Source organism: Nocardia sp. CA-136227 (genome assembly GCF_050955695.1).
Classification (GTDB): domain Bacteria; phylum Actinomycetota; class Actinomycetes; order Mycobacteriales; family Mycobacteriaceae; genus Nocardia.
Genome location: NZ_CP192081.1, coordinates 6,657,318 through 6,682,247, shown reverse-complemented (window position 1 = coordinate 6,682,247; position 24,930 = coordinate 6,657,318). Strand labels below are relative to the sequence as shown.

24 protein-coding genes and 1 tRNA gene are annotated in these 24,930 nt (G+C 68.6%); 12 read left to right on the top strand and 13 right to left on the bottom strand.

Annotation, left to right across the window (positions count from 1 at the left end; genetic code table 11):
* Positions 1–16 precede the first annotated feature (16 nt).
* Positions 17–955: a 4-(cytidine 5'-diphospho)-2-C-methyl-D-erythritol kinase gene (locus tag ACQP06_RS31090; RefSeq protein WP_357092055.1), complete on the top strand. Its 939-nt coding sequence runs from the start codon at positions 17–19 to the stop codon at positions 953–955.
* Between the two features lie 68 nt (positions 956–1,023).
* Positions 1,024–2,832, top strand: coding sequence for an ABC-F family ATP-binding cassette domain-containing protein (locus ACQP06_RS31085; protein ID WP_433668361.1), 1,809 nt, complete (start codon positions 1,024–1,026; stop codon positions 2,830–2,832).
* An 89-nt stretch (positions 2,833–2,921) separates the two neighbouring features.
* Here ACQP06_RS31085 and ACQP06_RS31080 read toward each other — a convergent pair whose 3' ends face one another.
* Entirely contained in the window at positions 2,922–3,785 is an 864-nt protein-coding gene (locus ACQP06_RS31080; protein WP_433668359.1) for an Abi-alpha family protein, read from the bottom strand.
* Complete coding sequence (locus tag ACQP06_RS31075) at positions 3,776–5,098, bottom strand: hypothetical protein (protein WP_433668358.1); 1,323 nt, start codon at positions 5,096–5,098, stop codon at positions 3,776–3,778. The genes ACQP06_RS31080 and ACQP06_RS31075 overlap by 10 nt, the downstream gene beginning before the upstream one ends.
* A gap of 348 nt (positions 5,099–5,446) precedes the next feature.
* On the opposite strand from ACQP06_RS31075, the gene ACQP06_RS31070 reads away from it, so the two are divergent.
* On the top strand, positions 5,447–6,334 hold the full coding sequence (locus ACQP06_RS31070; protein WP_433673484.1) for an Abi-alpha family protein: 888 nt from the start codon (positions 5,447–5,449) through the stop codon (positions 6,332–6,334).
* An 83-nt stretch (positions 6,335–6,417) separates the two neighbouring features.
* Positions 6,418–6,939 (top strand): nuclear transport factor 2 family protein, encoded by a 522-nt coding sequence (locus ACQP06_RS31065; protein WP_357280429.1) that lies wholly within the window; start codon positions 6,418–6,420, stop codon positions 6,937–6,939.
* 31 nt (positions 6,940–6,970) lie between these two features.
* Here ACQP06_RS31065 and ACQP06_RS31060 read toward each other — a convergent pair whose 3' ends face one another.
* The gene (locus ACQP06_RS31060) at positions 6,971–8,596 is read right to left on the bottom strand and encodes a peptide chain release factor 3 (RefSeq protein ID WP_433668356.1); all 1,626 of its coding nucleotides are present in this window, start codon (positions 8,594–8,596) and stop codon (positions 6,971–6,973) included.
* A 103-nt stretch (positions 8,597–8,699) separates the two neighbouring features.
* Positions 8,700–9,299 carry a TetR/AcrR family transcriptional regulator gene (locus tag ACQP06_RS31055; protein WP_433668355.1) on the bottom strand — a complete coding sequence of 200 codons (600 nt, stop codon included), beginning with the start codon at positions 9,297–9,299 and terminating at the stop codon, positions 8,700–8,702.
* 109 nt (positions 9,300–9,408) lie between these two features.
* Here ACQP06_RS31055 and ACQP06_RS31050 point away from each other — a divergent pair, with 109 nt between their 5' ends.
* A complete protein-coding gene (locus ACQP06_RS31050; protein ID WP_433673483.1) occupies positions 9,409–10,071 on the top strand; it encodes a lysophospholipid acyltransferase family protein in 663 nt (220 codons plus the stop codon).
* 70 nt (positions 10,072–10,141) lie between these two features.
* Here the strand turns inward: ACQP06_RS31050 and ACQP06_RS31045 are convergent, their stop codons facing one another.
* A complete protein-coding gene (locus tag ACQP06_RS31045; protein ID WP_433668353.1) occupies positions 10,142–10,615 on the bottom strand; it encodes a hypothetical protein in 474 nt (157 codons plus the stop codon).
* Positions 10,616–10,734: 119 nt separating this feature from the next.
* A complete protein-coding gene (locus tag ACQP06_RS31040) occupies positions 10,735–10,977 on the bottom strand; it encodes a hypothetical protein (RefSeq protein ID WP_433668351.1) in 243 nt (80 codons plus the stop codon).
* Positions 10,978–11,349: 372 nt separating this feature from the next.
* Here ACQP06_RS31040 and ACQP06_RS31035 point away from each other — a divergent pair, with 372 nt between their 5' ends.
* Entirely contained in the window at positions 11,350–11,949 is a 600-nt protein-coding gene (locus ACQP06_RS31035; RefSeq protein WP_433668349.1) for a 50S ribosomal protein L25/general stress protein Ctc, read from the top strand.
* 25 nt (positions 11,950–11,974) lie between these two features.
* Positions 11,975–12,556, top strand: a complete 582-nt coding sequence (gene pth / locus ACQP06_RS31030) for an aminoacyl-tRNA hydrolase (RefSeq protein WP_357092023.1) — start codon at positions 11,975–11,977, stop codon at positions 12,554–12,556.
* 74 nt (positions 12,557–12,630) lie between these two features.
* Here the strand turns inward: pth and ACQP06_RS31025 are convergent, their stop codons facing one another.
* Together ACQP06_RS31025 and ACQP06_RS31020 are read right to left on the bottom strand one after the other, a co-directional pair.
* Complete coding sequence (locus tag ACQP06_RS31025; RefSeq protein ID WP_433668347.1) at positions 12,631–14,277, bottom strand: fatty acyl-AMP ligase; 1,647 nt, start codon at positions 14,275–14,277, stop codon at positions 12,631–12,633.
* Between the two features lie 107 nt (positions 14,278–14,384).
* Positions 14,385–15,557 (bottom strand): aminotransferase class V-fold PLP-dependent enzyme, encoded by a 1,173-nt coding sequence (locus ACQP06_RS31020; protein ID WP_433668345.1) that lies wholly within the window; start codon positions 15,555–15,557, stop codon positions 14,385–14,387.
* 124 nt (positions 15,558–15,681) lie between these two features.
* Between ACQP06_RS31020 and egtA the strand changes: the two genes are divergently transcribed.
* The 4 genes from egtA to egtD are packed head-to-tail and all read left to right on the top strand — an operon-like array spanning position 15,682 to position 20,168.
* Positions 15,682–16,980 carry an ergothioneine biosynthesis glutamate--cysteine ligase EgtA gene (gene egtA, locus ACQP06_RS31015; protein WP_433668343.1) on the top strand — a complete coding sequence of 433 codons (1,299 nt, stop codon included), beginning with the start codon at positions 15,682–15,684 and terminating at the stop codon, positions 16,978–16,980.
* Positions 16,981–17,005: 25 nt separating this feature from the next.
* A complete protein-coding gene (gene egtB, locus ACQP06_RS31010; protein WP_433668341.1) occupies positions 17,006–18,349 on the top strand; it encodes an ergothioneine biosynthesis protein EgtB in 1,344 nt (447 codons plus the stop codon).
* On the top strand, positions 18,349–19,200 hold the full coding sequence (locus tag ACQP06_RS31005; RefSeq protein ID WP_433668339.1) for a class II glutamine amidotransferase: 852 nt from the start codon (positions 18,349–18,351) through the stop codon (positions 19,198–19,200). The genes egtB and ACQP06_RS31005 overlap by 1 nt, the downstream gene beginning before the upstream one ends.
* Positions 19,197–20,168, top strand: coding sequence for an L-histidine N(alpha)-methyltransferase (egtD, locus tag ACQP06_RS31000; RefSeq protein WP_433668337.1), 972 nt, complete (start codon positions 19,197–19,199; stop codon positions 20,166–20,168). The genes ACQP06_RS31005 and egtD overlap by 4 nt, the downstream gene beginning before the upstream one ends.
* 6 nt (positions 20,169–20,174) lie before the next feature.
* On the opposite strand, the gene ACQP06_RS30995 is transcribed toward egtD, so the two are convergent.
* From ACQP06_RS30995 to ACQP06_RS30975, 5 genes are all read right to left on the bottom strand, one after another.
* Positions 20,175–20,813: a DUF2461 domain-containing protein gene (locus ACQP06_RS30995; RefSeq protein WP_433668336.1), complete on the bottom strand. Its 639-nt coding sequence runs from the start codon at positions 20,811–20,813 to the stop codon at positions 20,175–20,177.
* Between the two features lie 42 nt (positions 20,814–20,855).
* Positions 20,856–21,188 (bottom strand): hypothetical protein, encoded by a 333-nt coding sequence (locus tag ACQP06_RS30990; RefSeq protein WP_357092000.1) that lies wholly within the window; start codon positions 21,186–21,188, stop codon positions 20,856–20,858.
* Between the two features lie 157 nt (positions 21,189–21,345).
* Complete coding sequence (locus ACQP06_RS30985) at positions 21,346–22,326, bottom strand: ribose-phosphate diphosphokinase (RefSeq protein WP_357091997.1); 981 nt, start codon at positions 22,324–22,326, stop codon at positions 21,346–21,348.
* On the bottom strand, positions 22,323–23,825 hold the full coding sequence (glmU, locus tag ACQP06_RS30980; protein WP_433668334.1) for a bifunctional UDP-N-acetylglucosamine diphosphorylase/glucosamine-1-phosphate N-acetyltransferase GlmU: 1,503 nt from the start codon (positions 23,823–23,825) through the stop codon (positions 22,323–22,325). The genes ACQP06_RS30985 and glmU overlap by 4 nt, the downstream gene beginning before the upstream one ends.
* Before the next feature lie 76 nt (positions 23,826–23,901).
* Positions 23,902–23,972: transfer RNA gene (locus ACQP06_RS30975), tRNA-Gln, on the bottom strand.
* Between the two features lie 207 nt (positions 23,973–24,179).
* Between ACQP06_RS30975 and ACQP06_RS30970 the strand changes: the two genes are divergently transcribed.
* Positions 24,180–24,794, top strand: coding sequence for a TetR/AcrR family transcriptional regulator (locus ACQP06_RS30970; protein WP_357092380.1), 615 nt, complete (start codon positions 24,180–24,182; stop codon positions 24,792–24,794).
* The last annotated feature ends 136 nt before the right edge of the window (positions 24,795–24,930 follow it).

Here is a 24,930-nt window from a genome sequence, read left to right as displayed (position 1 = left end):
CCATTAGGCTTGGCGCGTGCTGTCAGTTGTGCCGAGCCCGGTGATCGTGCGTGCCCCGTCGAAGGTGAATCTGCACCTCGGGGTGGGTGACCTGCGCGAAGACGGGTACCACGACCTCACCACCGTCTTCCAAGCCCTTTCGCTCAGTGACGATCTGGAGATCGCCCCGGCCGCCGCCATGCGGGTCAAGGTGACCGGCGAGGGCGCCGACGAGGTGCCCACCGACCGCACCAACCTGGTCTGGCAGGCGGCGGTCCGGCTCGCCGATCAGGCGGGCCGGGCCCCGCTGGTGGAAATCGGGATCACCAAGGGGATTCCGGTGGCCGGCGGGATGGCGGGCGGCAGCGCGGACTGCGCCGCTGCCCTGGTCGGGTTGAACGACCTGTGGGAGCTCGGCCTCAGCCGGGCCGAATTGTCCGATATCGCAGCCGAACTCGGCAGCGACGTTCCGTTCTCCCTGCACGGCGGCACCGCGCTCGGGCGGGGCCGCGGCGAGAAGCTGCTCCCGGTGCTGTCCCGCAACACCTTTCACTGGGTGCTGGCCCTGGCCAAGGACGGCCTGTCCACCCCGGCCGTCTTCAAGGAACTCGACCGCCTGCGCGAGGCCGGCGACCCGCCGCGCCTCGGCAGCCCCGAGGACCTGCTCCAGGCCCTGGCCTCCGGCGACGCGACCCAGCTCGCCCCGCTACTAGGCAACGACCTCCAGGCCGCCGCGCTCTCGCTCAAGCCCGACCTGCGCCGCACCCTGCGGGCCGGCGTCACCTCGGGAGCCCTGGCGGGCATCGTCTCGGGTTCCGGCCCGACCTGCGCCTTCCTGTGCGAGAGCGAGGAGGCCGCGGTCGCCGTCGCCGCCGAGCTCGCGGGCGCCGGCGTCGCCCGCAGCGTCCGCACCGCCCACGGCCCGGTCCCGGGCGCGCGCCGCATCACCGATCCGCTGGATGCCGCCAAGCGCTGACCGAAGGACGGTCACGGCTGCTCGGTAGGCTTGCTCGGGGCAAGCAATCGACCGTCGTAGAGGATCCCGTGGCCAACCTGATCAACCTGGAAACCGTCTCCAAGAGCTTCGGCGTCAAGCCGCTGCTCGACAAGGTGTCCCTCGGGGTTCAGGAGGGGGAGCGGATCGGTGTCGTCGGCATGAACGGCGGCGGCAAGACGACGCTGCTGGAAGTGCTGACAGGTCTCGAGAAGCCCGACTCCGGACGGGTGAGCCAGGTCGGTTACCTGCGGATGGCGGTCGTCACCCAGCGCGGAGTCCTGCCCGAGGACGCGACTGTCGGTGACGTGGTCCTCGCGGGTCTGGCCGAGGATCAGCGCACCGACGGTGTCGCAGAGCACGAATGGGCGGCCAACCCCCGCATCCGTTCCGTGGTCGAGGGCATCGGCATCGCCGACCTCGGTCTGGACACCCCGGTCGCCAATCTCTCCGGTGGCGAGCGCCGCCGTACCGCGCTGGCCGCCGCCCTGGTCCGCGACCTCGACCTGCTGGTCCTCGACGAGCCCACCAACCACCTCGACGTCGAGGGCGTGCAGTGGCTGGCCGAGCACCTGATCGAACGCCGCAGCGCGCTGGTGGTCGTCACCCACGACCGCTGGTTCCTCGACACCGTCGCCACCCGCACCTGGGAGGTGCAGGGCGGCAAGGTGGAGACCTACGACGGCGGCTACAACGACTGGATCTTCGCCCGCGCCGAACGCGTCCGCCAGGCCGACGCCAGCGAGGCCCGCCGCCAGAACCTGGCCCGCAAGGAACTCGCCTGGCTGCGCCGCGGCGCGCCCGCCCGCACCTCCAAGCCGCGCTACCGGATCGAGGCCGCCGAGGCCCTGATCGCCAACGTCCCCGCCCCGCGCGACACCGTGGAACTGGCCTCCTTCGCGCGAAAGCGCCTGGGCCGCGTGGTGATCGAGCTCGAGGACGCCACCCTCGCCCTCCCGGACGGCCGGGAACTGGTGAAGGACCTGACCTGGCGGCTCGCGCCCGGCGAACGCGTCGGCCTGGTCGGCGTGAACGGCTCCGGCAAGACCAGCCTGCTGCGCGCGCTCGCGGGGGAGCGGGACCTGCAGTCCGGCAAGCGGATCCAGGGTCAGACCGTCAAGATCGGCTGGCTGCGCCAGGAACTCGACGACCTGCCGCTGGACATGCGCGTCCTGGAGGCCGTGCAGGACGTGGCGCAGCGAATGATGCTGGGCGACAAGGAGATCAGCGCCGGTCAGCTGGCCGAACGGCTCGGCTTCACCCCGGCCAAGCAGCGCACCCCGGTCCGCGACCTGTCCGGTGGCGAGCGCCGCCGCCTGCAGCTCACGCGCATCCTGATGGCCGAGCCGAACGTGCTGCTGCTCGACGAGCCCACCAACGACCTCGACATCGACACCCTGCAGCAGCTCGAGGACATGCTCGACGGCTGGGCCGGAACCATGGTGGTCATCTCCCATGACCGCTACCTGATCGAGCGCATCTGTGACACCACCTGGGCGCTGTTCGGCGACGGCAAACTCACCAACCTGCCCGGCGGCATCGAGGAGTACCTGCGTAAACGCGCCGCGCTGACCGGCGGCCCGGCCACCCAGGCCCGCTCCGCCGCCCCGGCCGCCGCCGCGAATTCCGCTGCCCCGGCCACGGATTCGGCCGCCTACCGCGCCGCCCGCAAGGAACTCGCCAAGCTGGAACGCGCGCTGGAGAAGCTCACCGACCGCGAGGAGAAGCTGCACGCGGCGCTCGCCGAAGCGGCCACCGAGCCCGACAAGCTGGTCAAGCTGGGCGCCGAACTGAAGCAGGTGCAGGCCGAGAAGGAAACCACCGAAGAGCGCTGGCTGGAACTGGCCGAAGACGCGTGAGCTCCGGCGACAACGCCTGAGCTTCAACGACAATCGCCGTTCACCCTGGTGGTGGACGGCGATTGATTGTTTGCGAACGCTGTCGAGGTCTACCCGTGCTGCTCGAGCACCTGCGGGTCCAGTGACGGAACGGGCAGGCAGGTGCGGACGAAACCCGCACCGAACGAGGTCAATTCGACGGTGCGGTAGAGCACCTTGGTGCCGAAGCTCGCCCGCTTGAGCAGCCGCCGCACCTCCGGCATGGCCTCGAGAAGCTGGTACCGGTTGGGGTTGCCCAGCGCTTCGCGGGTCACGTCGAGCAGTCCGAGCCGATCCAGATTGGCCAGGTACTCGTCGATCCGGTTGGGGTAGCGCAGGGCCGCGTCCTCGCCCAGCAGGTTGAACACGCCGCGGTAGGAGCTGCGTCCGGTCTTCACCTCGACCGCGGGCTGCGGCCCGTCCAGGTACAGGTGCCGCACGATGCGCGCCTCGTCGGGCGCGAGTTCGCCCAGGATCCGCGAGTAGGCGGTGTGGTGGTGGGTGTCGTCCTCGGCGTGGAAGTCCGCGGAGCGGCGCAGCAGTTCCGCGCCGCGGGCGCGCAGCAGCGCGGTGTGCCCGGAATCGGTTGCGGCGTCGAGGTCCTCGGGCACGGGCACGCCGAGCGCCTGCCGGACCGATTGCCGCACCTGCGCGCCGGCGTCGGAAAGGATCTCGCGCGGCGGCTGCCCGGCCATGCTGCCGCGCAGCACCACCGAGGTCACGCCGAGCGCGGTGTGCAGACTCCAGAAACTGGCCTCGACCGCCGCCGACACGGCCACCCGAACCACTCCCGTGGCGGCGCGCACCGGTCCGGCCGAACCCCGCCGCTCACTCGAATCCACCGGCACCGGCAGCGGCGCGGGCTCGCGAACAGCGATGACGGTGGAGGGATCGGCGGGATCGTCCTCACCAGAGGGGGATTCGGTCATATCCATGTGGTGGCGACTCCTGTTCCGAAGATCAGGAGGTGAGCGTAACCGGCGAAGAGCCCCAGCGCGCCGCCATGGACGAACAAAAGCCATTCGTCCTGTTTGATGGCCGAACGCAGCATGTCCACGAACTCCGGCGGGGGCAGCGCCGACATTTGTTTGGCGATGTACTCCTGCACCTGCACGCCCTGCTGCGCGTTGAACGCGGGGTCGGCGAAGGCGATGGGCGCGATGGTCATCGCCTCGTTGGTGAGGGTGTCCTGCAGGGTGTCGTACTCCCGGCTGCCCAGGGCGAACTTGACCACCGTGCGGGCCGGGCCGAGCGCGCGGTCGGCGGCCGGGCGCAGGGTGTCGGTGAGCATCTGCATGGTGCGGTCGGCGCGCGGGCCGTTGAGCAGCTCGTCGCCGATATTGGCGACGGTCATGATCTCGCTGGCCACCAGAGCCGCGTAGCCCTCGGTGATCTCGTCCTGCCGCTTGATCAGCAGGCCCTGCCGCCACGGGCACCACCACTTGGGATAGGCGGGTTCGAAGATCAGGTTGATGCCGATCCAGTTGACCACCCAGCCGATGATCACCCCGCCGACCGGCAGCACGACCAGCGACGACCAGTGCGTCCAGTGCAGGACGCCGACCAGCACCAGACCCATGGGCGCGCCGAAGTAGAAGCCGAAGTTCTGCATGAATCGCAGTTCCTTGGCGCCGAGCACCTGGAACACGGAATTCAGCATCTGCGGCCGCGCCTGGAAGTAGCGGATGGTCATGGACTTGACGTCCAGCAGCTGATCGATGTTCTTGCCGAGTTCATCGGTGAGTTCCCGGAGAATATCCGGCAACTGTTCCCGCACGCGGTTGTGGACCATCTCCCGCACACCTGTCGGCAGGTTGTACCAGAGCTGTGGATGTTCGCGTTTGAGGATGTCCTCGACAATGCTGCGGATCTGAAGATCGGCAATTTCAACAAAATGTTCAGCGAGCTTGTCCGGTTCCAGTTCGCGATAGAAATCCGCGACACTCCCGAGTTTCGCCAAGCCTTTGTCGACGGCGATGCTGGCCATCTTGTCGGCGCGCGACGGCACGATCCCCTGCCAGCCGATCCGCCCGTCGTACTGCAGCAGCGGCAGCACCTGAATCCGCTTGGGCAGCAAAGGAAACACCGCGGCCAAACCGGGCAGCCGGAATCCGTGGAACCGGATCGGCTTGAACAGCATGAGCACGCCGGTCCAGTTGGTGATATAGCCGATCACGCCCGTGAACAGCGGAATCGTGATCAATTCCAATAGGAGGGTCGGACGCACCCCGAAGACACTCTCTAGCACGCGACACCCTCCTGCCGACCCGCAACGCACCGCCGTCGGCGTTGACTACCCCATCGGCGGTTCGGACCTTACTGGCTATTCAGGAAGTGAGTCCAGCCGCAGAGTGTCTGGGTCGGAGATCTCGGTCACACTGCGCGGGCTCGATGTTCCTCTCTCTTGATGGGACCACGAGAATGGCGGAGACCACATCCATATCGTTCTCAGATCGTTCGTGTTGGGGGTCATGTGCGTCGTTACTGGGCGGACATGGACTGGGGTAACCTCGTCAGGCTCGCGGGTTCGACGTGCCCGCAGGTCCGTCGGGGGCAATAATCTGTGGACGATTCGGTTCACCTGGCGTATTCGGAGATGGACGTGGCGGAAGACAGGATCCCGGGGCAGGACGTGACCCGTCCGGGACCTCGTGCCGTGGAACGCAGTTCCGATGTGGAGCAGCGGCAGATCAGCAATGAGGCCCGCCTGATCCGCGGGGTCTTCCGGGCCGCCGGGCTGGCCGCCGGCACCGCGGTGCGGGGGACCGAGTGGGCGGTCGGCACCAGCTTCGAGATCACCAAGCAGTTGACCCAGGCCGCGCTGGACGGCGAGTCCTCGGCCGACATCGCCGAGCGCACGGGGGCGGCGCTGCGGTCGATCGCGCGCAGCGCGCTCGGTGTCACCGAGGGTTCGGTCCGCGAGATCGTCAGCTACGTACCGACTCCCATGGGCGCGCCGCAGCAGGCCATCACCAACGGCGGCGGTCTGGTCCGTTCGGGCACCACCGAGGATCTGCGCCGCCGCGGCGACGCGCTGCTGGCCCGCTCGGCCGACGTCTACTTCACCGAGGACGTGCACCCGGCCTATGACCGCATCCTCGATCAGCTCGCCCCCGACGAGGCCCGGATCCTGCGCTTCATGGCGTTGCAGGGCCCGCAGCCGTCGGTGGACGTGCGCACCAACCGGCCGCTGGGCATCGGGTCGGAGCTGGTCGTGGGGGATCTGACCTCGGTTCCGGAGCAGTCCGGCGTCCGCTACCCGGACCGCGCGCGGCACTACCTGATCAATCTGAACCGCCTCGGTCTCACTATGACCTCGGATGATCCGGTCGTTTTGTCGCGATACATGGTGCTGGAAGTGCAGCCCGTCGTCGAGCAGGCGCTGAAAAAGGCCGGTCGAGTCCCCAAGATCGTTCGAAAGAGCCTGCGCCTGACCGAATTCGGCGAGGACTTCTGCAGCACCTGCTTCACCATCAACAACTGACTCGGTATCCGGCTGATAGCGATCCGGTACAAATCCGTGCCGATTTCCTCAGGTTTCCCGCTCCTGATGGGATTGTGGAAGGTATGGATTCCGATGCCGTCGCGGCGATCAGCCGGCTGAAGTTCCGTTACCTGCGCGCGCTCGACACGAAGGCGTGGGAGGAGTTCGCCGACACCATGATTCCGGAGGCCACCGCCACCTACAGCGAGTACCTCCAGTTCGAATCGCGCGACGCCTTCCTCGCCTTCATGCGCAATACGCTGGGCCCGCACGTCATCACCGAACACCGCTGCGACCACCCGGAAATCGATGTCGACGGCGACGAGGCGACCGGAACCTGGTACCTGGCCGACACCGTGCTCATCCCCGGCCACAACATGCTCCTCCGCGGCGCGGCGTTCTACACCGACAAATACGTGCGCTGCGAGGACGGGCAGTGGCGCATCGCGCACACCGGCTACGAACGCACCTACGAGGTCGTGCTCTCGCTCTCGGACCTGCCGAGCCTGCGCCTGACCTCCAGCCGCTGGGGCCTGATCGCCCGCGATCCCGCCGACACGCCCCGCGTCGAGCCCAGCTCGGACGGCTCCGGCACGCTGGGCTGACCGCCCGCTTCCGCCCGAAGCCGACGGAGTCCTATTCCGTTCCGGCGACCAGCAGTTCGAGGGTCAGCGTCGGCATCTCCTTGGCGATGTACTGCAACCGCCACTTGTCGCTGAAGAGGGCCAGGATCGCGCCGTCGGTCCGGGTGAAGACCTCGACGCCGCGCTGCCGGCTGAGCTCCGCGGCCGATTCGGCGTCGGTGCGCCGGGCCAGCTGGAACGGCAGATGGTCGAGCTGGGTGTCGACATTGAACTCGGATTGCATTCGCGCCGTGACGACTTCGAACTGCATGGGACCGACCGCGGCCAGCACCGGCGACTGCTCACCGCGGGCGTCGTTGCGCAGCACCTGCACCACGCCCTCGGAGTCGAGCTGATCCATGGCCTTGCGGAACTGCTTGTACTTGTCCGCGGTCTTGGCGCGCAGCGAGGCGAAATGCTCGGGCGCGAAGGACGGGATCGGCGGGAACTCGACCTTCTTGTCCACGAAGAGCGTGTGCCCCGGGGCCAGTGCGGTCGCGTTGACCAGGCCGACCACGTCGCCCGGGTAGGCGGTGTCGACGGTGGTGCGCTCGCGGCCGAAGACGGTCAGCGCGTACTTGGTGGCGAAGGGCCGCCCAGTCTGGGCGTGGGTCACCACCATGCCGCGCTCGAATTCACCGGAGACGATGCGCATGAACGCCAGCCGGTCGCGGTGCGCGGTGTCCATGCCCGCCTGCACCTTGAAGATGACGGCGCTGAACGGCGCGGTGGTGTCGCGCGGCTCGCCCTTGATGTCGGTGCGCCCGCGCGGCGGCGGCGCGAGCTCGACGAGGGTCTCGAGGATTTGGCGCACACCGAAATTCAGCATGGCGGAGGCGTAGATGACCGGCGAGGTGTGCCCGGCCAGGAACAGTTCCTGATCGTGGTCCTGCCCGGCGGCGGAGAGCAGCTCGCTCTCCTCGGCGGCGGTGGTCCAGGCGTCGCCCTCGCGCTCGGCGGCCTGATCGGGGGTGTAGCTCTCCTCCGGGGCGATGGTCGCGCCACCGGCGGTGCGGGTGAAATGGATGTACTCGGTGGCCGCGCCCTCCTCGCCGCGGCGCAGCAAGCCGCGGAAGTCGCCGGCGATGCCGACCGGGAGGAACAGCGGGGTGGGGGTCAGGCCGATGCGGTCGACGATCTCGTCGAGCAGCTCCAGCGGCGCCTGGCCCGGGCGGTCCCACTTGTTGATGACGGTGATGACCGGGATGCCGCGGTCACGCGCCACCTGGAAGAGCTTGAGCGTCTGCGGTTCCAGGCCCTTGGCGGCGTCGATGAGCATGACCGCGGCGTCGACCGCGGTGAGCACGCGGTAGGTGTCCTCCGAGAAGTCGGAGTGGCCGGGGGTGTCCACCAGGTTGATGACGCACTCGCCGTACTCGAACTGCAGCGCCGTGGAGCTGACGGAGATACCGCGCGCCTTCTCCATCTCCATCCAGTCGGAGACGGTGGACTTGCGGCCCGCCTTGCCGTGGATGGCGCCCGCCTCGGAGATCACCTTGGCGTGCAGGGCCAGCGCCTCGGTCAGCGTGGACTTACCCGCGTCCGGGTGGGAGATCACCGCGAAGGTGCGCCGCCGCGCCGCCTCACCGGCCAGCCGACCGGCGGTAGCTGAGGTCGCGCTGGCAGTCGGGGAACTCACGGGGGGACTCCTTATGTGCGGACGAGGCAACCGAACCAGGGTACGCGACCGGCCCCCCGCCCCGACCGGCCGGTCCGGCCCGATGTGGCCCTCGAACCGGAGGTCAGTCCGGGTCCGGGGCGAGATGCCGGGCCACGGCCCGTCCGACCAGCGCCTCGATATCGATGCCCGGCGCGATCGCCTCGATACTGCGGTTGGCGACCACCACCGCGATGCCGTGCAGCTGGGTCCACAGGCCGAGGGCCTGTTCGCCGGCCCGCTCGTCCGCGCCGGGGCCCGCGCAGTCGGCGACCAGCTGCCGCCAGCGGTCGAACAGGGGCAGTGACCAGGTGACCCGCAGGTTCCCGCCCGCGCCCTCGAGCAGATCGTGGCGGAACATCAGGGTGAACATCTCCGGCCGCGCGGTGGCGAAGCGGATGTAGGCCAGGCAGTTCCGGCGCACCCGTTCCTCGGGCGTATCCCCGCCCACGGCGTCGATTTCCGTGCGCAGGTCCGCATAGCCGCGAGCGGCGACCGCCGCCAGCAGCGCGTTGTGGGTGGGGAAGTGTCGCCGGGGCGCGCCGTGCGACACCCCGGCCTCGCGGGCGATCGCCCGGAGTCCGAGCTCGGCCGCGCCTACTTCTTCGAGCATGGCGACTCCGGCGGTGACGAGTCGTTCGCGCAGGGGCTCGTCTCGTTCGCGCGGGGAATCGGCGGCGGTCATATGTCACATTCTCCAGCATTCGTAGACAGTGTCTACGCCCGTCCGGTAGAAAAGTACGAGTAGACACTGTCTACGCAGTCGTCGAAACAGCGAGAGTTGGGTGGACACCATGTGGTACTGGCTCCTCAAGCACATCCTGGTGGGGCCGGTGCTGCGCCTGCTGGGGCGCCCGAAGATCGAAGGGCTGCACCATGTTCCGAAGAACGGGCCGCTGATCATCGCGGCCAACCATCTGGCCGTCGTGGACTCGCTCTACCTGTGCCTGGTGCTACGCCGCCGGGTCACCTTCATCGCCAAGCAGGAGTACTTCACCGAGGGCGGGTTCCGCGGTCGCCTCAATCGTTTCGTCATGAACGCCACCGGTCAGGTCCCGGTCGACCGCACCGGCGGCATCGCCGGATCGGATTCGCTCGCCGCCGCGGTGCGGGTGCTGGAGTCGGGCGGCATCTGGGGCATTCACCCGGAGGGCACGCGTTCGCCCGACGGCCGCGTCTACCGGGGCCGTACCGGCGTGATCCGGGTGGCCATGCAGACCGGCGCCCCGGTGATCCCGGTGGTGCTGTCGGGCACCGATCGGGTCAATCCGCGCGAGGGCCGCTTCCTGCGCCCGGCCAAGGTCAGCATCTCCTTCGGTCACCCGCGCTATTTCCTGCCCGCCGACCAGCAGGCCGTGCGCCGCGCCACCGACGAGCTCATGGCCGACATCGTCAGCCGCTCGGGTCGCCCGTACGTCGATTGCTACGCGACCACTTTCAAGCAGCGGGCGGCCTGAGAACGAGAAAACGGCCGGTTGTCCGGAATCCGATCGGGATTCCGGACAACCGGCCGTTTCGGCGTCCGGATCAGCTCACGCGCGCGTTGGCGCTGGAGCCGGTGATGCCGAGGGACTGGAGCAGGCCGGCGGCGCTGCCCGTGTCGAGGCCGCCGGCGTTGTTGGCCGCGGCGGAGACCGTGATGTCCACCGGTCCGACGGCCGCGGTCTGACCGCCGCCGTTGAGGGTGACCGTGATGTGGTGGGTGCCCGCCGAGCTCGGCGTCCAGTTGATGGCGGCCGTGGTGGCGGTTCCGCTCGCCGGGGTCGCCGTGCCGATGGACACGGTGTTCGACCCGGTGGTGTCGAAGACGTTCGCGCTGACACTGGGCGAGCCGGTGACGACGGTGATGGTGTACGTCTGGCCCACCGTGTAGCCGCTACCCGCGACGGTCAGGCCGTTGACGGTGGTGTCCGCGGTGGCGAACGGAGCGGCGATGGCGATGGTGGCGGAGATGGCTGCGAAGCCCGCGGCGCTCAGGCCGGCCTTGCGGATGTTGGTCATAGATCTCTGTTCCTCACTCAGGAGACAAGCTATTCAGCGTGCCGATCAAACTGCCTAGCATCGGAAAGGAATCCCCGTCCCCGAAACCGGGATAAATCGCCTGCCGGCGGTGAAAACCGTCAGCCGACCGAAGCGCCGATACCGTTGGAGGTGGCGGAGCCGGTGCCCAGCGACTTGATGATCGAATCGAAGCCGCCCGTCGAGGGAGTGGTGGTCTTCGGCGGGGTGGTGGTGGTCGGCGGCGGGGTGCCCGGGCCGCAGTCGTTGTTGGTGGCCGAGGCGATCGGCGCGGTGAGCGCGATGGCGGCGGAGACTGCGGCGATGCCCGCGGCGCTGAAGCCGACCCGGCGGATGTTCTTCATCAAGCGTTTTCCTAACTTGGCAGACAAGCTCCTCGGCGTCCCCTCGTATAGCCCGGGACCGGGTAGGAATGGGATCGAGGGGTGGGCCGAGTGATGCGAAATACTAGTGTGTCAAATTGCCGGATACAAGGGTGGAAATCGCGGCCGCCGAGGGGGTGCGGCAAGGGCCTTCCGGCAGCGTGTTAGAGTCTTCAGGTTGTCTCGGCGAGGGTGTGGCACCTAGCTGCCCACCGTGATCGACGCGGCTCGGCCTATTCGGCCGTCCACGTTGGTCTTCGCCGACGAGCAGACCAACCACTTTGCCAGGGCGGCCCACGTCGCCTGGCGACACGCTGACATTACAGCCGGACGAGCCGTAGGGAGTAGACAGTCATGTCCGATGCCAACCTTCTCGAAGCCACCGTACGTACCGAGTTCGGTAAGGGCGCTGCCCGCCGTACCCGCCGCGACGGCAATGTCCCCGCCGTCCTGTACGGCCACAACGAGGAGCCGCAGCACCTGGCCGTGAGCGCCCAGGCGTTCGCCGCCATCCTGCGTGAGCACGGCACCAACGCCGTCCTGAACCTGGACATCAACGGCAAGAAGCAGCTGGCGCTGACCAAGTCGGTCGTCGTCCACCCGATCCGTCGCTACATCGAGCACGCCGACCTGCTGATCGTGCGTCGTGGCGAGAAGGTCACCGCCGACGTGAACGTCGCCCTGGTCGGCGACGCCGCCTCCGGCACCCTGGTCACCCAGGACGCCACCACCCTCTCCATCGAGGCCGAGGCCCTGCACATCCCCGAGTCCATCGAGGTCTCGATCGAGGGCGCCGAGGCCGGCACCCAGATCCTCGCCGGCGGCATCGAGCTGCCGAAGGGCGTCACCCTCGCCGGTGACCCGGAGGCCCTGATCGTCAACATCATCGCCGCCCCGGCCGCTGCCGCCGAGGAGACCGCAGAGGCCGCCACCGAAGAGGCCGCCGCGGAGTAACTCCCTACTCCCGCAACGGTTCTCTATGACCGAGGCAACAGCCGGGCCCGCGCTCGTGGTCGGTCTGGGTAATCCCGGATCCGAGTACGAGCGCACCCGGCACAATGTCGGTTTCATGGTCGCCGATCTGCTCGCGGAGCGGGTCGGCGGCCGTTTCACCGTGCACAAGAAGTCCGGCGCGGATCTGCTCGAGGCCCGCTTGGACGGGCGCAAGGTGCTGCTGGCCAAGCCGCGTACCTATATGAACCTGTCCGGGCGGCCCGTCGCGGCGCTGGCCAAGTTCTTCTCCGTGCCCGCCACCGAGGTGATCGTCGTCCACGACGAACTCGACCTCCCCTTCGGCCAGATCCGCCTCAAGCGCGGCGGCGGCGAGGGCGGGCACAACGGGCTGCGGTCGATCTCGCAGGCCCTTACCACCAAGGACTATCTGCGCGTCCGCTTCGGCATCGGCCGTCCGCCGGGCCGGCAGGATCCCGCCGATTACGTGCTGAAGCCGTTCTCCGCGCCGGAGCGCAAAGAGGTTCCGGTGATCGTCGAACAGACCGCGGACGCGGTCGAGCTGCTGCTGCGCGTGGGCCTGGAGACCGCGCAGAACCAGCTGCACTGAGCCGCCGACCGGCTGCGCTGAGCCACCGACTACGTTGCGCCCCGGGTGATTCGATCCCCGGGGCGCTTCGCGTCTCAGGACACGTTGGTGGCCGTCGCCGAGCGGCGCAGCTTGCCGGAGGAGGTCTTGGGCAGCGCGCCGGGGCCCAGCACGGTCACGCTGCGGGGGCGCACCCCCACCTCTGAGAACACCGCGTGCACGATGTCGTGCTCGATGCGGTGCACTTCCGCCGGATCCTGGTGATCGTTGGATTCCACCACCACCGCGAAACTCTCGCGCTTCTGGCCCGCGTCGAGCCGCACAGCCACCGCGTTGCCGGGTCGAACTCCCTTGACGCGCAAGGCCGCTCGCTCGATATCGGTCGGATAGATATTGCGGCCGCCCATGATGATGACGTCCTTGATCCGGCCGCAGACGACGATATAGCCTTCCTCGGTGAAGTAGCCGATGTCGCCGGTGTCGAGCCAGCCCTCGGCGTCCTGCGCGGGGCGGAAGCCTTCGACGGTGACGTAGCCGGAAGTCACTGCGGGCCCGCGCAATTCGATGACGCCGACACTGCGGGCGGGCAGCGGCTGACGCTCGGTGTCGACCACCCGGCCCTCGAGATTGTCGACCAGGTAGCCCAGGGTGGGCAGGCGGCGCACGCCCCCGTGATGGTGTTCCGAATCGCGGACCGGCACCGCCTTGCCGAGGGCCTCGAGCAGATCGGCGTCGACGACATCGAGGATCTGGCCCAGTCCCGGATCCGGGATGGAGACGGCCAGCGTGGTCTCGGCCATGCCGTAGACCGGGGTGAGGGCCGCGGGGTTGAGGCCGAAGCGCTGTCCGGCCACGGCGAGCGCCTCCATGGTGTCGGCGTCGACGGGTTCCGCGCCGTTCCACATGTAGCGCACGCTGCTCAGATCCAGCGAGCCCTCGTCGGCGTTGCGTAATCGCCGGGCCAGCAGCGAGTACGCGAAATTCGGTGCGGCGGTTACGGTTCCGCGATATTTGGAGATCAGCTCGGCCCACAGGATGGGCCGGGCCAGGAAGTCCAGCGGGGTCACGCACACCACTTCGGCGCCGAATTGCATCGGCACGCTGAGGAATCCGACCATCCCCATGTCGTGGAACAGCGGCAGCCAGCTGACCATCACGTCGTCGTCGAGCTGGAACTTCACCCGGTCGAACATGGCGTAGGCGTTGACGAAGAAATTGCCGTGCGTGATCCGCACGGCCTTCGGCGAGCCGGTCGACCCGGAGGTCAACTGCTGCAACGCGATATCGTCTTCGCCCGTGGGCACCGGGTCGATGGGGTCGCCCGCGCGCATGGAGTCCAGGGTCACCACGGTGATACCGCGTTCGCGCAGTAGCGGTTCCGCGATCTCGAAGGGCGCGCCCAGGATGACCGCCCGCGCCTCGATCATGCCCAGCACCGTCTCGGTGTCGTGGGCCCACACCTCCAGATCGGTGCGCGGCGTGGGTTGATGGAGCATGGTGAGCGAGGCGCCACGCATCCACGCCGCCTGGCAGGCGGGCGCGATGTCGACCGGCATCCCGGCCAGCACGCCCACGGCGTCGCCGGGGCCGATGCCGGCGGCCGCCAGCCCGCCCGCCATACGGCGGGCGATGTCGTGGATCTCGGACCATGTCTGACGCAGTGGTGCGTCGGGCTCTCCGGTCACCAGTCCGCGCTGGGAAACGCGGGCGGTGGCATACATTTCGTCGGTGAAGCGGCTCACGCAGAACACTCCTCGAATGCCGGACCAGCATTCAAATATCCCGTGTTCGAGGTGCGCTGTTAACCGTTTTCGGGTGATCCGGTCTGGTATGTGAGGGTTCTGAGGATCTAAACGAGAGCTCGTACGGCCCCGGCGAAGCGGTCCAGATCCTCGAAGCTCACGAAGCAGTGCGGGGAGGCCCGAACCACCGAGTTCAGTTCTCGCGCCGACATATCCAGCAAGGTGGAGCTGCGGTGGCTCACCGTCACGGTGATCGACTCCGCGGCCAGCCGGTCGCGCACCCGGATCGGTTCCAGCCCGTCCAGGGTGAATGACACGATGCCCGAGTGCTGGATGCCCCGGTCGCGCACATCCACGCCGGGAATCTCGGCCAGCGCCTTGCGTAGATACTCGGCACGCTCGGCGATGGCGGCGTAGACGGCGGCCGGGCCGAGGTCGAGCAGGTACCGCACGGCCGCGCCCAGGCCCAGCCGGGCGGCGACCGAGTGCTCCCAGAACTCGAAGCGCCCGGCGTCGGGGGAGAGCACGTAGTCGTCGGGGGCAGTCCATTCGGCGCTGTGCAGGTCGAGGCGGCCGGGTTCCAGGGTCAGCGCCAGTTCTGGACGCACGTACAGGAACCCGGTGCCGCGCGGGCCGCGCAGCCATTTGCGGCCGGTTGCGGACAGCGCGTCCACATCCAGGGCCGCGACGTCGAGGGGCAGCTGACCGGCCGACTGGCAGGCGTCCAGCAGCACCAGCGCGCCGGACCGGTGCGCGATGCGGGTGGCCTCGGCGACCGGGTTCACCAGGCCGCCGTTGGTCGGAACGTGAACCAGCGATACCAGTTTCACGCGTTCGTCCATCATGGCGGTGAGCGCGTCCAGGTCGAGCTGGCCGCTGCTGTCGCTGGGGATGGCCTCGACGACCGCGCCGGTCTGCCGGGAGCGCTGCAGGGCGGCGATGGCATTGCTGCCGTAGTCCGCGCCGGAGATCAGGATGCGGTCGCCGGGGGCCAGTGGGACCGAGTAGAAGAAGTCGCTCCAGGAGCGGCTGGCGCTGTCGCTGAGGGCCAGGGCGGCGGGGTCGGCGTTGATCAGTTCGCCGATCGCCGTCTTGACGGCGTACAGGTCATCGATGCGCTCGTTGGCCGCGCGGTAGCCACCGATCTCCGCTTCGCGGCGCAGGTGGGCGATGGTGGTGTCGACGACGGCCCGCGGGGGCAACGAGGAGCCCGCACTGTCGAGAAATACCTGGTTTTCACATCCGGGGGTATCGGCCCGCAATCCAGCCATATCCAGCATGGAATCGACCATATAGCTTGCCGCGTTCTTCATTTCGTCAGATTTCTTGTCACAGTCGCTCGCTACTCTGGTTTGGGTCGTCGTTCCGATCCCCAGCGGCGACCGCATCAGACGGAGGTTGGCAATGGCTGTCACAGCGTCACCCGCCGATGTGCTGCGCAGTGGCCTGGATGTCTCGGAACCCGGCGGCGAATTCACCTCACGCGCCGCCGCTGAGGCGTATGTCGGAAAAGTCTGTTTCAAACAGGGCCCACCGTTGCTCATCGGCGCCGAACTGGAGTGGCTCACCGCGCAAGGTGAACTTTCGGCGACGAATTCGCGTCCAAACCTCACGGTTCTCGCGGACGCCCTCGGGCCGTATGCGCCGCGGTCCATTTCCCCCGATTCCCCGGCCGATCCGTTGCCGGGCGGCAGCCGGGTCACCCTCGAACCCGGCGGTCAGATCGAACTGTCCAGTGCCCCGTTCGGAACCGCCGCCGAACTGTGCGAGCGCTTACGGGCAGACACGACCAGCTTGCGGGAGCTGCTCCAATCCCGCGGTATCCGAACCATTTCCGGCGCCGCCGACGCGGTCCGGCTGCCCCTGCGCGTGCTGCAGCTGCCGCGCTACCGGGCCATGGAGGAGTCCTTCGCCGGTCTGGGCCCGTTCGGGGCCCTCATGATGTGCAATACCGCCGCCACCCAGGTCAGCGTCGACGCGGGCGCGGACCCCGCCGAGATCGCCGCCCGCTGGCGGGCGCTGTACGCGGTGGGGCCGGCCCTGCTGGCGGCCTTCGCCTGCTCACCGGGCCTGCACACCGCCCCGCCGGGCGCGTGGGCCTCGCAGCGCATGCGGGCCTGGCAGCGGCTCGATCAGCTCCGTACCCGCCCGCCCGTGCAGGACTGGGCCGATCCCATCACCGGCTACGCCCGGTGGGCCCTGGACGTGCCTCTGCTGTGCGTGCGGGCCGAGGATCCGCTGGCCGCCGACTGGTCGGCCCCGCGCGGGGCCACCTTCGCCGACTGGCTGTGCGGGGCCCTGGACGAGGAGATCGGCCGCCGCCCGGACCAGGCGGATCTCGACTATCACCTCACCACCCTGTTCCCGCCGGTCCGCGCCTCCGGGCACCTCGAGGTCCGCTACCTGGACGCCCAGCCGGGCGACGACTGGTCGGTGCCGGTGCACGTCATCGACGCGCTGCTGTCGGATCCCGGAACCATCACGGAGGCAACGGCTCTGGCCGCCGACACCGCCGACCGCTGGTCCGAGGCCGCCCGCCGCGGCCTGGCCGACCCGGACCTGCGGGCCACCGCGGTCGCCCTGCTCGACCTGGCCGTCGCCCGCGCCGCCACCCGCGAGGCCGAGGCGGAGCTGATCGCCGCCGCCGACCGATGTCGCAGCGGACTGACCCCCACCGGCGTCCATTGCGGAGGCGGCGCATGACATCTCACGAATCGGGAGTCCTCTCATGACTGTTCAGCATCTGCCGGGGTCGGACCGGGCCGAGACCGAGGCGCTGCGGTCGCGGATCGCGGAGTCCCTGGAGCGGGCGCGGCGGCGGACCATCGGGCTGACCGAATGCCTCGACGAGGCCGAGCTGGTGGCGCAGCATTCGCGGTTGATGAGCCCGCTGGTGTGGGATCTCGCGCATATCGGCAACCAGGAAGAGCTGTGGCTGGTGCGCGATGTGGGCGGACGCGAACCGGTGCGGCAGGACATCGACCACCTCTACGACGCGTTCAAACACGCCCGCGCGGACCGGCCCACCCTGCCGCTGCTGGATCCGACGCAGGCCCGCGACTATGTCGGCACCGTGCGCGAGAAGGTGTGGGATGTGCTGGACCGCAGCCCGTTACGCGGACCGGATCTGGTGCGGGACGGGTTCGCCTTCGGCATGATCGCCCAGCACGAGCAGCAGCACGACGAGACCATGCTGGCCACCCACCAGCTGCGGACCGGTGCGGCGGTGCTGTCCGCGCCGCCGACCCCTACCGCGCGGGTGGCGGTCACCGGTGAAGTCGTGGTTCCCGCAGGCGAATTCACCATGGGCACCGACAGCGACCCGTGGGCGCTGGACAACGAGAAGCCCGCGCACCCGGTCCACGTCGACGGTTTCGCCATCGACGCCGCGCCGATCACCAACGAGCAGTACCTCGCCTTCGTCGACGACGGCGGCTACGAGCGGCCGGAACTGTGGTCCGAGCGCGGCTGGGCGCACCGGGTGGAGGCCGGGCTGACCGCGCCGCAGTTCTGGGAGCAGGACGGCGGCGGGCGTTGGTGGCGACGGGTTTTCGGCGTCATGCAGCCGCTGCGCGCGCGGCAGCCGGTGGTGCACGTGTGCTGGTTCGAGGCCGAGGCGTACGCCCGCTGGGCCGGCAAGCGCCTGCCCACCGAGGCGGAATGGGAGAAGGCCGCGCGCTTCGACGCGAGCACCGGGCGCTCCCGGCGATTCCCGTGGGGCGATGGCGATCCCACCGAGGCGCTCGCGAATCTCGGTCAGCACCACCTGGAACCGGCCGATGTCGGGGGCTATCCGGACGGCGCGTCGCCGGCCGGGGTCCATCAGCTGATCGGCGACGTGTGGGAGTGGACGTCCTCGGGTTTCGAGGCGTACCCGGGCTTCCGGGCGTTCCCGTACCGCGAATACTCCGAGGTCTTCTTCGGCGGCGACTACAAGATGTTGCGCGGCGGCTCCTTCGGCGCGGACCAGGTCGCCTGCCGCGGCACCTTCCGCAACTGGGACCATCCCATCCGCCGTCAGATCTTCGCCGGTTTCCGGCTGGCCAGAGATCTGCGATCGGACGAGCGCTGATGTGCCGTCACCTGGCCTATCTGGGTCCGCCGACCCCGGTCGGCGCGCTGCTCACCCAGGGCCCGCACTCGCTGCGCACCCAGTCCTGGGCGCCGCGGGAGATGCGCGGTGGCGGCACCATCAATGCCGACGGCTTCGGCGTCGCCTGGTGGCACCACCCCGACGCGGCGGCGCTCGACCACGGCCCCGGCGTCGTCTGGCACGGTGGCGCGACCGGCGATCCGGCGGAGAACCCGCCGTTGATCGATCCGGTGGTCAGCCGCTACCGCAATCCCGTCCCGATGTGGACCGATCCGGCCGTGGACGAGGTGCTGCCGCAGATCCGCTCGACGGCGGTACTGGCCGCGATCCGCTCCGCGACCGTGGGCATGCCCGTGGAGCGGGCGGCCTGCGCGCCGTTCGTCCACGGACGCTGGGCGTTCAGTCACAACGGCGCGATACCCGACTGGCGCGCCGTGCTCACCGCCGTGGCCGCCGAATTCGGAGCGGGGTCCCTGCTCGACGCCGAGGCGCTGACGGATTCCGGTGTGCTCTGGGTGATCCTGCGCCACTTGCTCGAGGACGGCGCGGAACCGGGTGGGGTCGTGCGGCGGGTGATGGCCGCGGTGCTGGAGCGATCACCGCGGGCGCGATTGAACTTGCTGCTGGGCAACGGGTCCGGAGTGTGGGCGACGACCTGGCATCACTCGTTGTCGCTGCTGTCGGGCGATGGATTCGTGGTGGTGGCGTCGGAACCGTTCGACGACGATCCGCGCTGGCGGCCGATCGAGGATCGGCGGCTGGTGCGGGCGCGAGTCGGCGAAATGACGGTGGAACCACTGGATATCGAGATCGGAAGGGCTGGTTCATGACTGCGGCTACGGTGGAAATCCATCTGACGGACGAGGATTTGACGACCGCGTTGCGCGAGGACGTACGGCGCGGGCTGACGGCGGAGCCGAAGTGGCTGCCGCCCAAATGGTTCTACGACGCGCGCGGCAGCGAGCTGTTCGAGAAGATCACCGAACTGCCGGAGTACTACCCGACCCGCACCGAGCGGGCACTGCTGGAACGGGTGGTCGGGGAGATCGCGCGGATCGCCGGGGCCGAGGCGCTGGTCGAGCTCGGCGCGGGTTCGGCGGCCAAGACCCGGCTGCTGCTGAACGCGCTCTCCGCGGCGGGACCGTTGAAGAGCTATGTGCCCCAGGATGTCTCGGTCTCGGCGCTGCGCATGGCCGCGGACGAGGTGGCGGCGGAGTTCCCGGGTCTGGCCGTGCACGGCGTGGTCAGCGACTTCACCAACACGCTGGACAATCTGCCCGGCGGCGGCCGGCGCATGGTCGCCTTCCTGGGCGGCACCATCGGCAATCTGGTTCCGGCCGAGCGCGCCGAATTCCTGGCGGGCATCCGGGATGTGCTCGAACCCGGCGAGCAGCTGCTGCTCGGGGCGGGCCTGGTCATCGATCCGGCGGTGCTGGTTCCCGCCTACGACGATGCCGCCGGTGTCACCGCGGAGTTCAATCGCAATGTGCTGCACGTCCTCAACGCCCGCCTGGGCGCGGACTTCGTGCCGGACAAGTTCGCGCACGTCGCCCTCTGGGACGCCGAGAACGAGTGGATCGAGATGCGGCTCGAGGCCACCGAGGCCATGACCGTCCGCATTCCCGAACTCGACCTCACCGTCGATTTCGCGGCGGGTGAGCAACTGCGCACCGAGATCTCCGCGAAGTTCCGCCGGGAGGCGCTCGACAGCGAGCTGGACGCCGCCGGTTTCCGCACCGAGCACATCTGGACCGACCCGGACCAGCGGTTCGCCCTGGTGCTCGCCGAACGCCGGTAGGCGCGGCTACTTCTGCGCCGTCACGGCCGCCAGCCATTCGATGAGCGGCCGCAACTGCTCCCACGCCGCCCGGACCTCCCGGGCGGCGCGCGGGGTGGTCAGCCACTTCGGGGCGCCGAAATCCCTTCCGGCGGTGAGGGATTTGTGCCGCAGCAACTCGATGCGGGGATGGTCGATGTCGTAGCCCTTGGGCTTGGTGGCCAGTTTGTCCCCGCCGATGGCGTAGCCGTCCGCGATCAACCGGGCGATCAGCGCCTCCAGTTCCGCGCCGCGCACCTCGTCGTCGATGGCGGCGCGCAGCGCGGTGAGCTGGGCGGCCTCGGCGGCGTACATGCCGCCGGCCACCCGCAGCCCGCCCGCGCCGATCTGCACGTACCAGCCGGAGTACTGGGCGCTGTAGACCACCGCGCCCTGATGGTTCTTGTACGGCGACTTGTCCTTGGCGAAGCGCACGTCGCGGTAGGGGCGGAAGATCTTGGCGGTGCCGAAGTCGGGTTCCAGGTCGGCGACCAGCGCCTTCATCGGATCCCGGACCGACTCTTCCCACACGGTCTTGTGGGCGGTCCAGAAGGCCTTGGAATTGTCGGCTTCCAGGTCCTCGTAGAAGTCGAGTCCGGCGAGCGGGAATCCCGTGAACGCGGTCATGGATCGAGTGTCCGTGATGCCCGGCCGACGCGCGCGACCGCCCTAGTCCTCGAGCTCCTCGACGATGTCCATGGCGGCGACCTCGGCGGGCCGGTTGTCCTCGATCCCGAGTTCCTCGCGCTGACGGCGGCGGGTCCATTCCTGGTCGAGTTCGTCGCCGATGCCGAGGCGGCCGTCGTCGTCGTTCTCGCGATTGCGGATGACCAGGTCGGAGGGCGGATCGGCGATGTAGCGCTGGTACTCGCGGATCTCGTCTTCCTGGTCGTCGTCGCCGAGGTCGTAGTCGAGGTTGTCGACATCGCTGTCGTAGACCTGATCGGTGTCGAAGACCTCGTCCATCAGGCGGGCGTCGTCCTCGTCGGGCCGGTCGGCCATGCGGCACCACCTCTCCGCGCTGTCAGCGCACCAGTAGCAAACCGTACGTCCGACCCAACGCTACCGCCTGCTCGCCGAAACGAACACGCTTGTCGGCCCCATTTCACGCAGAAGCGCCCCTCCTGAATCCAGGAGGGGCGCTTCGATGCGAGTGCTGTTACGCGTTCCCGTTGAAAAGGCCCGTGACGGAGCCGTTCTCGAAGACCTCGCGGATCGTCTGCGCCAGCAGCGGCGCGATCGACAGCACGGTCAGGGTCGGGAACTTCTTGGCCTCGTCGATCGGCAGCGTGTTGGTGACCACGACCTCCTTGGCCCCGCAGTTGGCGAGACGCTCGGCGGCCGGATCGGACAGGATGCCGTGGGTGGCGGCGATGACCACGTCGCCCGCGCCGGCCTTCTTGAGCACCTTGACCGCGCCGGCGATGGTGCCACCGGTGTCGATCATGTCGTCGATCAGGATGCAGGTGCGGCCCTCGACCTCACCGACCACGCGGTTGGAGACGGTCTGGTTGGGGACCAGCGGGTCGCGGGTCTTGTGGATGAACGCCATCGGCGCGTCCGCCAGCGAGTTGGCCCACTTCTCGGCGACCTTCACGCGGCCGGCGTCGGGGGAGACGACCGTGATGTTGGACAGGTCGTAGTTGTTGCGGATGTGCTCGGCCAGCTGCACCTGCGCGTGCATGTGATCGACCGGGCCGTCGAAGAAGCCCTGGATCTGATCGGTGTGCAGGTCGATGGTGATGATCCGGTCCGCGCCCGCGGTCTTGAGCAGGTCGGCGACCAGGCGGGCCGAGATGGGCTCGCGGCCGCGGTGCTTCTTGTCCTGGCGGGCGTAGGGGTAGAACGGCAGCACCGAGGTGATGCGCTTGGCCGAACCGCGCTTGAGCGCGTCGATCATGATCAGGTGCTCCATGACCCACTGGTTCAGCGGGGCCGGGAAGCTCTGCAGCACGAAGGCGTCGGAGCCGCGCACCGATTCCTCGAACCGGACGAAGGTCTCGCCGTTCGCGAAATCACGAGCGGTCTGGGGGGTGACGTGGACGTTGAGTTCCTTCGCCACCGCCTCGGCGAGCTCGGGATGAGCGCGTCCCGAGAACAGCATCAGATTCTTCTGGTTATCGGTAGAGAACGCGGTCACTGACGTTCGCCATCCTTTTGCTCGTTGGTTTTCTCGGTGGTTCCCGCATCCTCCGGGTTCGAAGCGAGAGCCGCTTCGGCCGCGCGAGCGGCATCGGTACCGGGGCGATTGCGCTGTACCCAACCCTCGAGATTGCGCTGTGCTCCACCCGATACCGCGAGCGCCCCCGGAGGAACGTTTCTGCGCAGTACAGTACCCGCCGCCGAGTACGCGCCGTCACCCACGGTGACCGGGGCGACGAACATGGTGTCGCTACCGGTCCGCACATGCGAGCCGACCGTGGTGTGGTGCTTCTTGACGCCGTCGTAATTGACGAAAACGCTGGATGCGCCGATATTGCTGTACTCGCCGATGGTGGCGTCGCCCACATACGTCAGGTGCGGGACCTTGGAGTGGGCGCCGATGGTGGCGTTCTTGGTCTCGACGAAGCCGCCGATCTTGCCCTCCTCGCCGAGCGAGGTGCCGGGCCGGAGGTAGGCGAACGGGCCGACGTTGGCGCCCGCGCCGATGCTGGACTTCTCGCCGTGGGTGCGGACCACCGTGGCGCGGTCGCCGACGGTGACATCGGTGAGCGTGCAGTCGGGGCCGATCTCGGTGTCCTCACCGATCACGGTGTCGCCCAACAGCTGTACGCCGGGCCGGATGACGGTGTCGCGGCCGATCACCACATTGCCGTCGATCCAGGTGGTGCCCGGATCGATGATGGTGACCCCGGCGCGCATGTGCCGTTCCAGGATGTAGCGGTTCAGCGTCTTGGCCGCACCGGCCAGCTGCACCCGGTCGTTCACGCCGGTGACCTTGGCGGAATCCACCAGCCGCGCGCCGTGCACCGGGTGCCCGGCCTCGCGGGCCAGCTTGAGCACGTCGGTCAGGTACAGCTCGTGGCGGGCGTTGGCGGTGTCGATGCGCGAGATCATGATTCGCAGCACGGCCGCGTCGAAGACATAGACGCCGGAGTTGACCTCGGTGATCGCGGCCTGTTCCGGGGTGGCGTCAGCGTGCTCGACGATCTCCATGACCCGGCCCTCGTCATCGCGCACGATGCGGCCGTAGCCGTTGGGGTCCTCGGGCACGAAAGTCAGTACGGTGGCGGCGGATCCGTCGGAATAGCTGCGGTGCTCGTCGAGCAGCGCGTGCAGGGTGTGACCGTCCAGCAGCGGGACGTCGGCGTAGGTGACGAGGACATCGCCCGCGAAATCCTCGGGCAGCGAGGTGAGCGCGCACTGCACGGCGTGGCCGGTGCCGCGCTGCTCGTTCTGTACTGCCAGGGTGATCGGGCGGCCCAGTTCCGCTCCCACCTTGCCGACCGCGTCGCCGACCTGTTCGCGATCGTGGCCGATCACGGTGATGAGCGACGTCGGGTCGATCTCGTGCGCGGCATGCAGTGCGTGTGCGAGCATGCTCCGGCCGGCCAGCGGGTGCAACACCTTGGGTGTCTTGGACCGCATTCGGGTTCCGGCTCCGGCGGCGAGAACGACGACGGCGGTCTCCTGTGGCATGGATCTCCCTCGGCTGCCAGTCATCGTGTGCTGAGTCAGGTTGTGCGGGGCCAACCATAGCGACCCTGCGCGCGAGCTCCGCCGCCAGGACTCGAACCTGGACAAACTGAACCAAAATCAGTTGTGCTGCCATTACACCACGGCGGATTGCAGCGTCATGCGGGTCTGATCCTCGCATGAAGTACGCCTCCACGTCGAACCGCTTACACAGTGTCCATCGTGTCTGTCGATAGGCTACCTACCGAACCGCGGTGGGCGCGGGGCGCGCGACCCCGCAAAGGTGCTCGCGGGCAGGGCGAAAGGGGCAGGTGGGCGATGACGGCTGGCGAGGGCCAACGGCCGGCGCGGGCGCGCATGACCGGCACCCAGCGTCGTCAGCAGCTCATCGAGATCGGGCGGGCGCTCTTCGCCGAGCGCGGCTACGACGCCACCTCGATCGAGGAGATCGCGGCGCGGGCGCAGGTATCGAAACCGGTGGTGTACGAGCACTTCGGCGGCAAGGAGGGGCTGTACGCCGTCGTGGTCGACCGGGAGATGTCGACGCTGCTCGAAATGATCACCTCCTCGCTCACCCAGAATCGTTCGCGGGTGCGGCTCGAGCAGGTGGCGCTGGCGTTGCTCACCTATATGGAGGAGCGCACCGACGGCTTCCGGATCCTGATGCGGGATCAGCCGGTGTCGGCGGCCGAGGGCACCTATTCGAGTCTGCTCAACGAGGCCGTGAATCAGGTGGCCCATATTCTCGCCGGGGATTTCGAACGTCGCGGCCTGGATCCGACCCTGGCGACGCTGTACGGGCAGGCGCTGGTGGGAATGGTTGCGACGGCGGCGACCTGGTGGCTGGACGAGCGCCAGCCCTCGAAGGAAGTGGTGGCCGCGCATCTGGTGAATCTGTGCTGGAACGGGCTCACGCATTTGGAGGCGGAACCGGAGTTGAAGTCGGAATGGCCGAGCGGCAAGGGGTTATAGAACCCTGCGGTCTGAATTTTGGTCTGATATGTCTGTCGTAGCGGGGCAGAACTGGACAGTTAACCAGCGAATTGCGAAGGAGGACGGGTCGAATGCTCGAATCGGCTGGCAGCACGCAGCCGGGTGGTACGGTTCA

Bases quoted from the DNA above. Each gene is read 5' to 3' on its own strand.
- pth (WP_357092023.1), top strand. From the start codon at position 11,975: ATGACCGAGGCAACAGCCGGGCCCGCGCTCGTGGTCGGTCTGGGTAAT.
- egtD (WP_433668337.1), top strand. From the start codon at position 19,197: ATGACTGCGGCTACGGTGGAAATCCATCTGACGGACGAGGATTTGACG.
- ACQP06_RS31055 (WP_433668355.1), bottom strand. From the start codon at position 9,299: ATGACCGCCGCCGATTCCCCGCGCGAACGAGACGAGCCCCTGCGCGAA.
- ACQP06_RS30995 (WP_433668336.1), bottom strand. From the start codon at position 20,813: ATGACCGCGTTCACGGGATTCCCGCTCGCCGGACTCGACTTCTACGAG.
- ACQP06_RS31005 (WP_433668339.1), top strand. From the start codon at position 18,349: ATGTGCCGTCACCTGGCCTATCTGGGTCCGCCGACCCCGGTCGGCGCG.
- ACQP06_RS31020 (WP_433668345.1), bottom strand. From the start codon at position 15,557: ATGCTGGATATGGCTGGATTGCGGGCCGATACCCCCGGATGTGAAAAC.
- egtB (WP_433668341.1), top strand. From the start codon at position 17,006: ATGACTGTTCAGCATCTGCCGGGGTCGGACCGGGCCGAGACCGAGGCG.
- ACQP06_RS31070 (WP_433673484.1), top strand. From the start codon at position 5,447: ATGGACGTGGCGGAAGACAGGATCCCGGGGCAGGACGTGACCCGTCCG.
- ACQP06_RS31050 (WP_433673483.1), top strand. From the start codon at position 9,409: ATGTGGTACTGGCTCCTCAAGCACATCCTGGTGGGGCCGGTGCTGCGC.
- ACQP06_RS30990 (WP_357092000.1), bottom strand. From the start codon at position 21,188: ATGGCCGACCGGCCCGACGAGGACGACGCCCGCCTGATGGACGAGGTC.
- ACQP06_RS31065 (WP_357280429.1), top strand. From the start codon at position 6,418: ATGGATTCCGATGCCGTCGCGGCGATCAGCCGGCTGAAGTTCCGTTAC.
- egtA (WP_433668343.1), top strand. From the start codon at position 15,682: ATGGCTGTCACAGCGTCACCCGCCGATGTGCTGCGCAGTGGCCTGGAT.
- ACQP06_RS30970 (WP_357092380.1), top strand. From the start codon at position 24,180: ATGACCGGCACCCAGCGTCGTCAGCAGCTCATCGAGATCGGGCGGGCG.
- glmU (WP_433668334.1), bottom strand. From the start codon at position 23,825: ATGCCACAGGAGACCGCCGTCGTCGTTCTCGCCGCCGGAGCCGGAACC.
- ACQP06_RS31040 (WP_433668351.1), bottom strand. From the start codon at position 10,977: ATGAAGAACATCCGCCGGGTCGGCTTCAGCGCCGCGGGCATCGCCGCA.
- ACQP06_RS31035 (WP_433668349.1), top strand. From the start codon at position 11,350: ATGTCCGATGCCAACCTTCTCGAAGCCACCGTACGTACCGAGTTCGGT.
- ACQP06_RS31045 (WP_433668353.1), bottom strand. From the start codon at position 10,615: ATGACCAACATCCGCAAGGCCGGCCTGAGCGCCGCGGGCTTCGCAGCC.
- ACQP06_RS31080 (WP_433668359.1), bottom strand. From the start codon at position 3,785: ATGGATATGACCGAATCCCCCTCTGGTGAGGACGATCCCGCCGATCCC.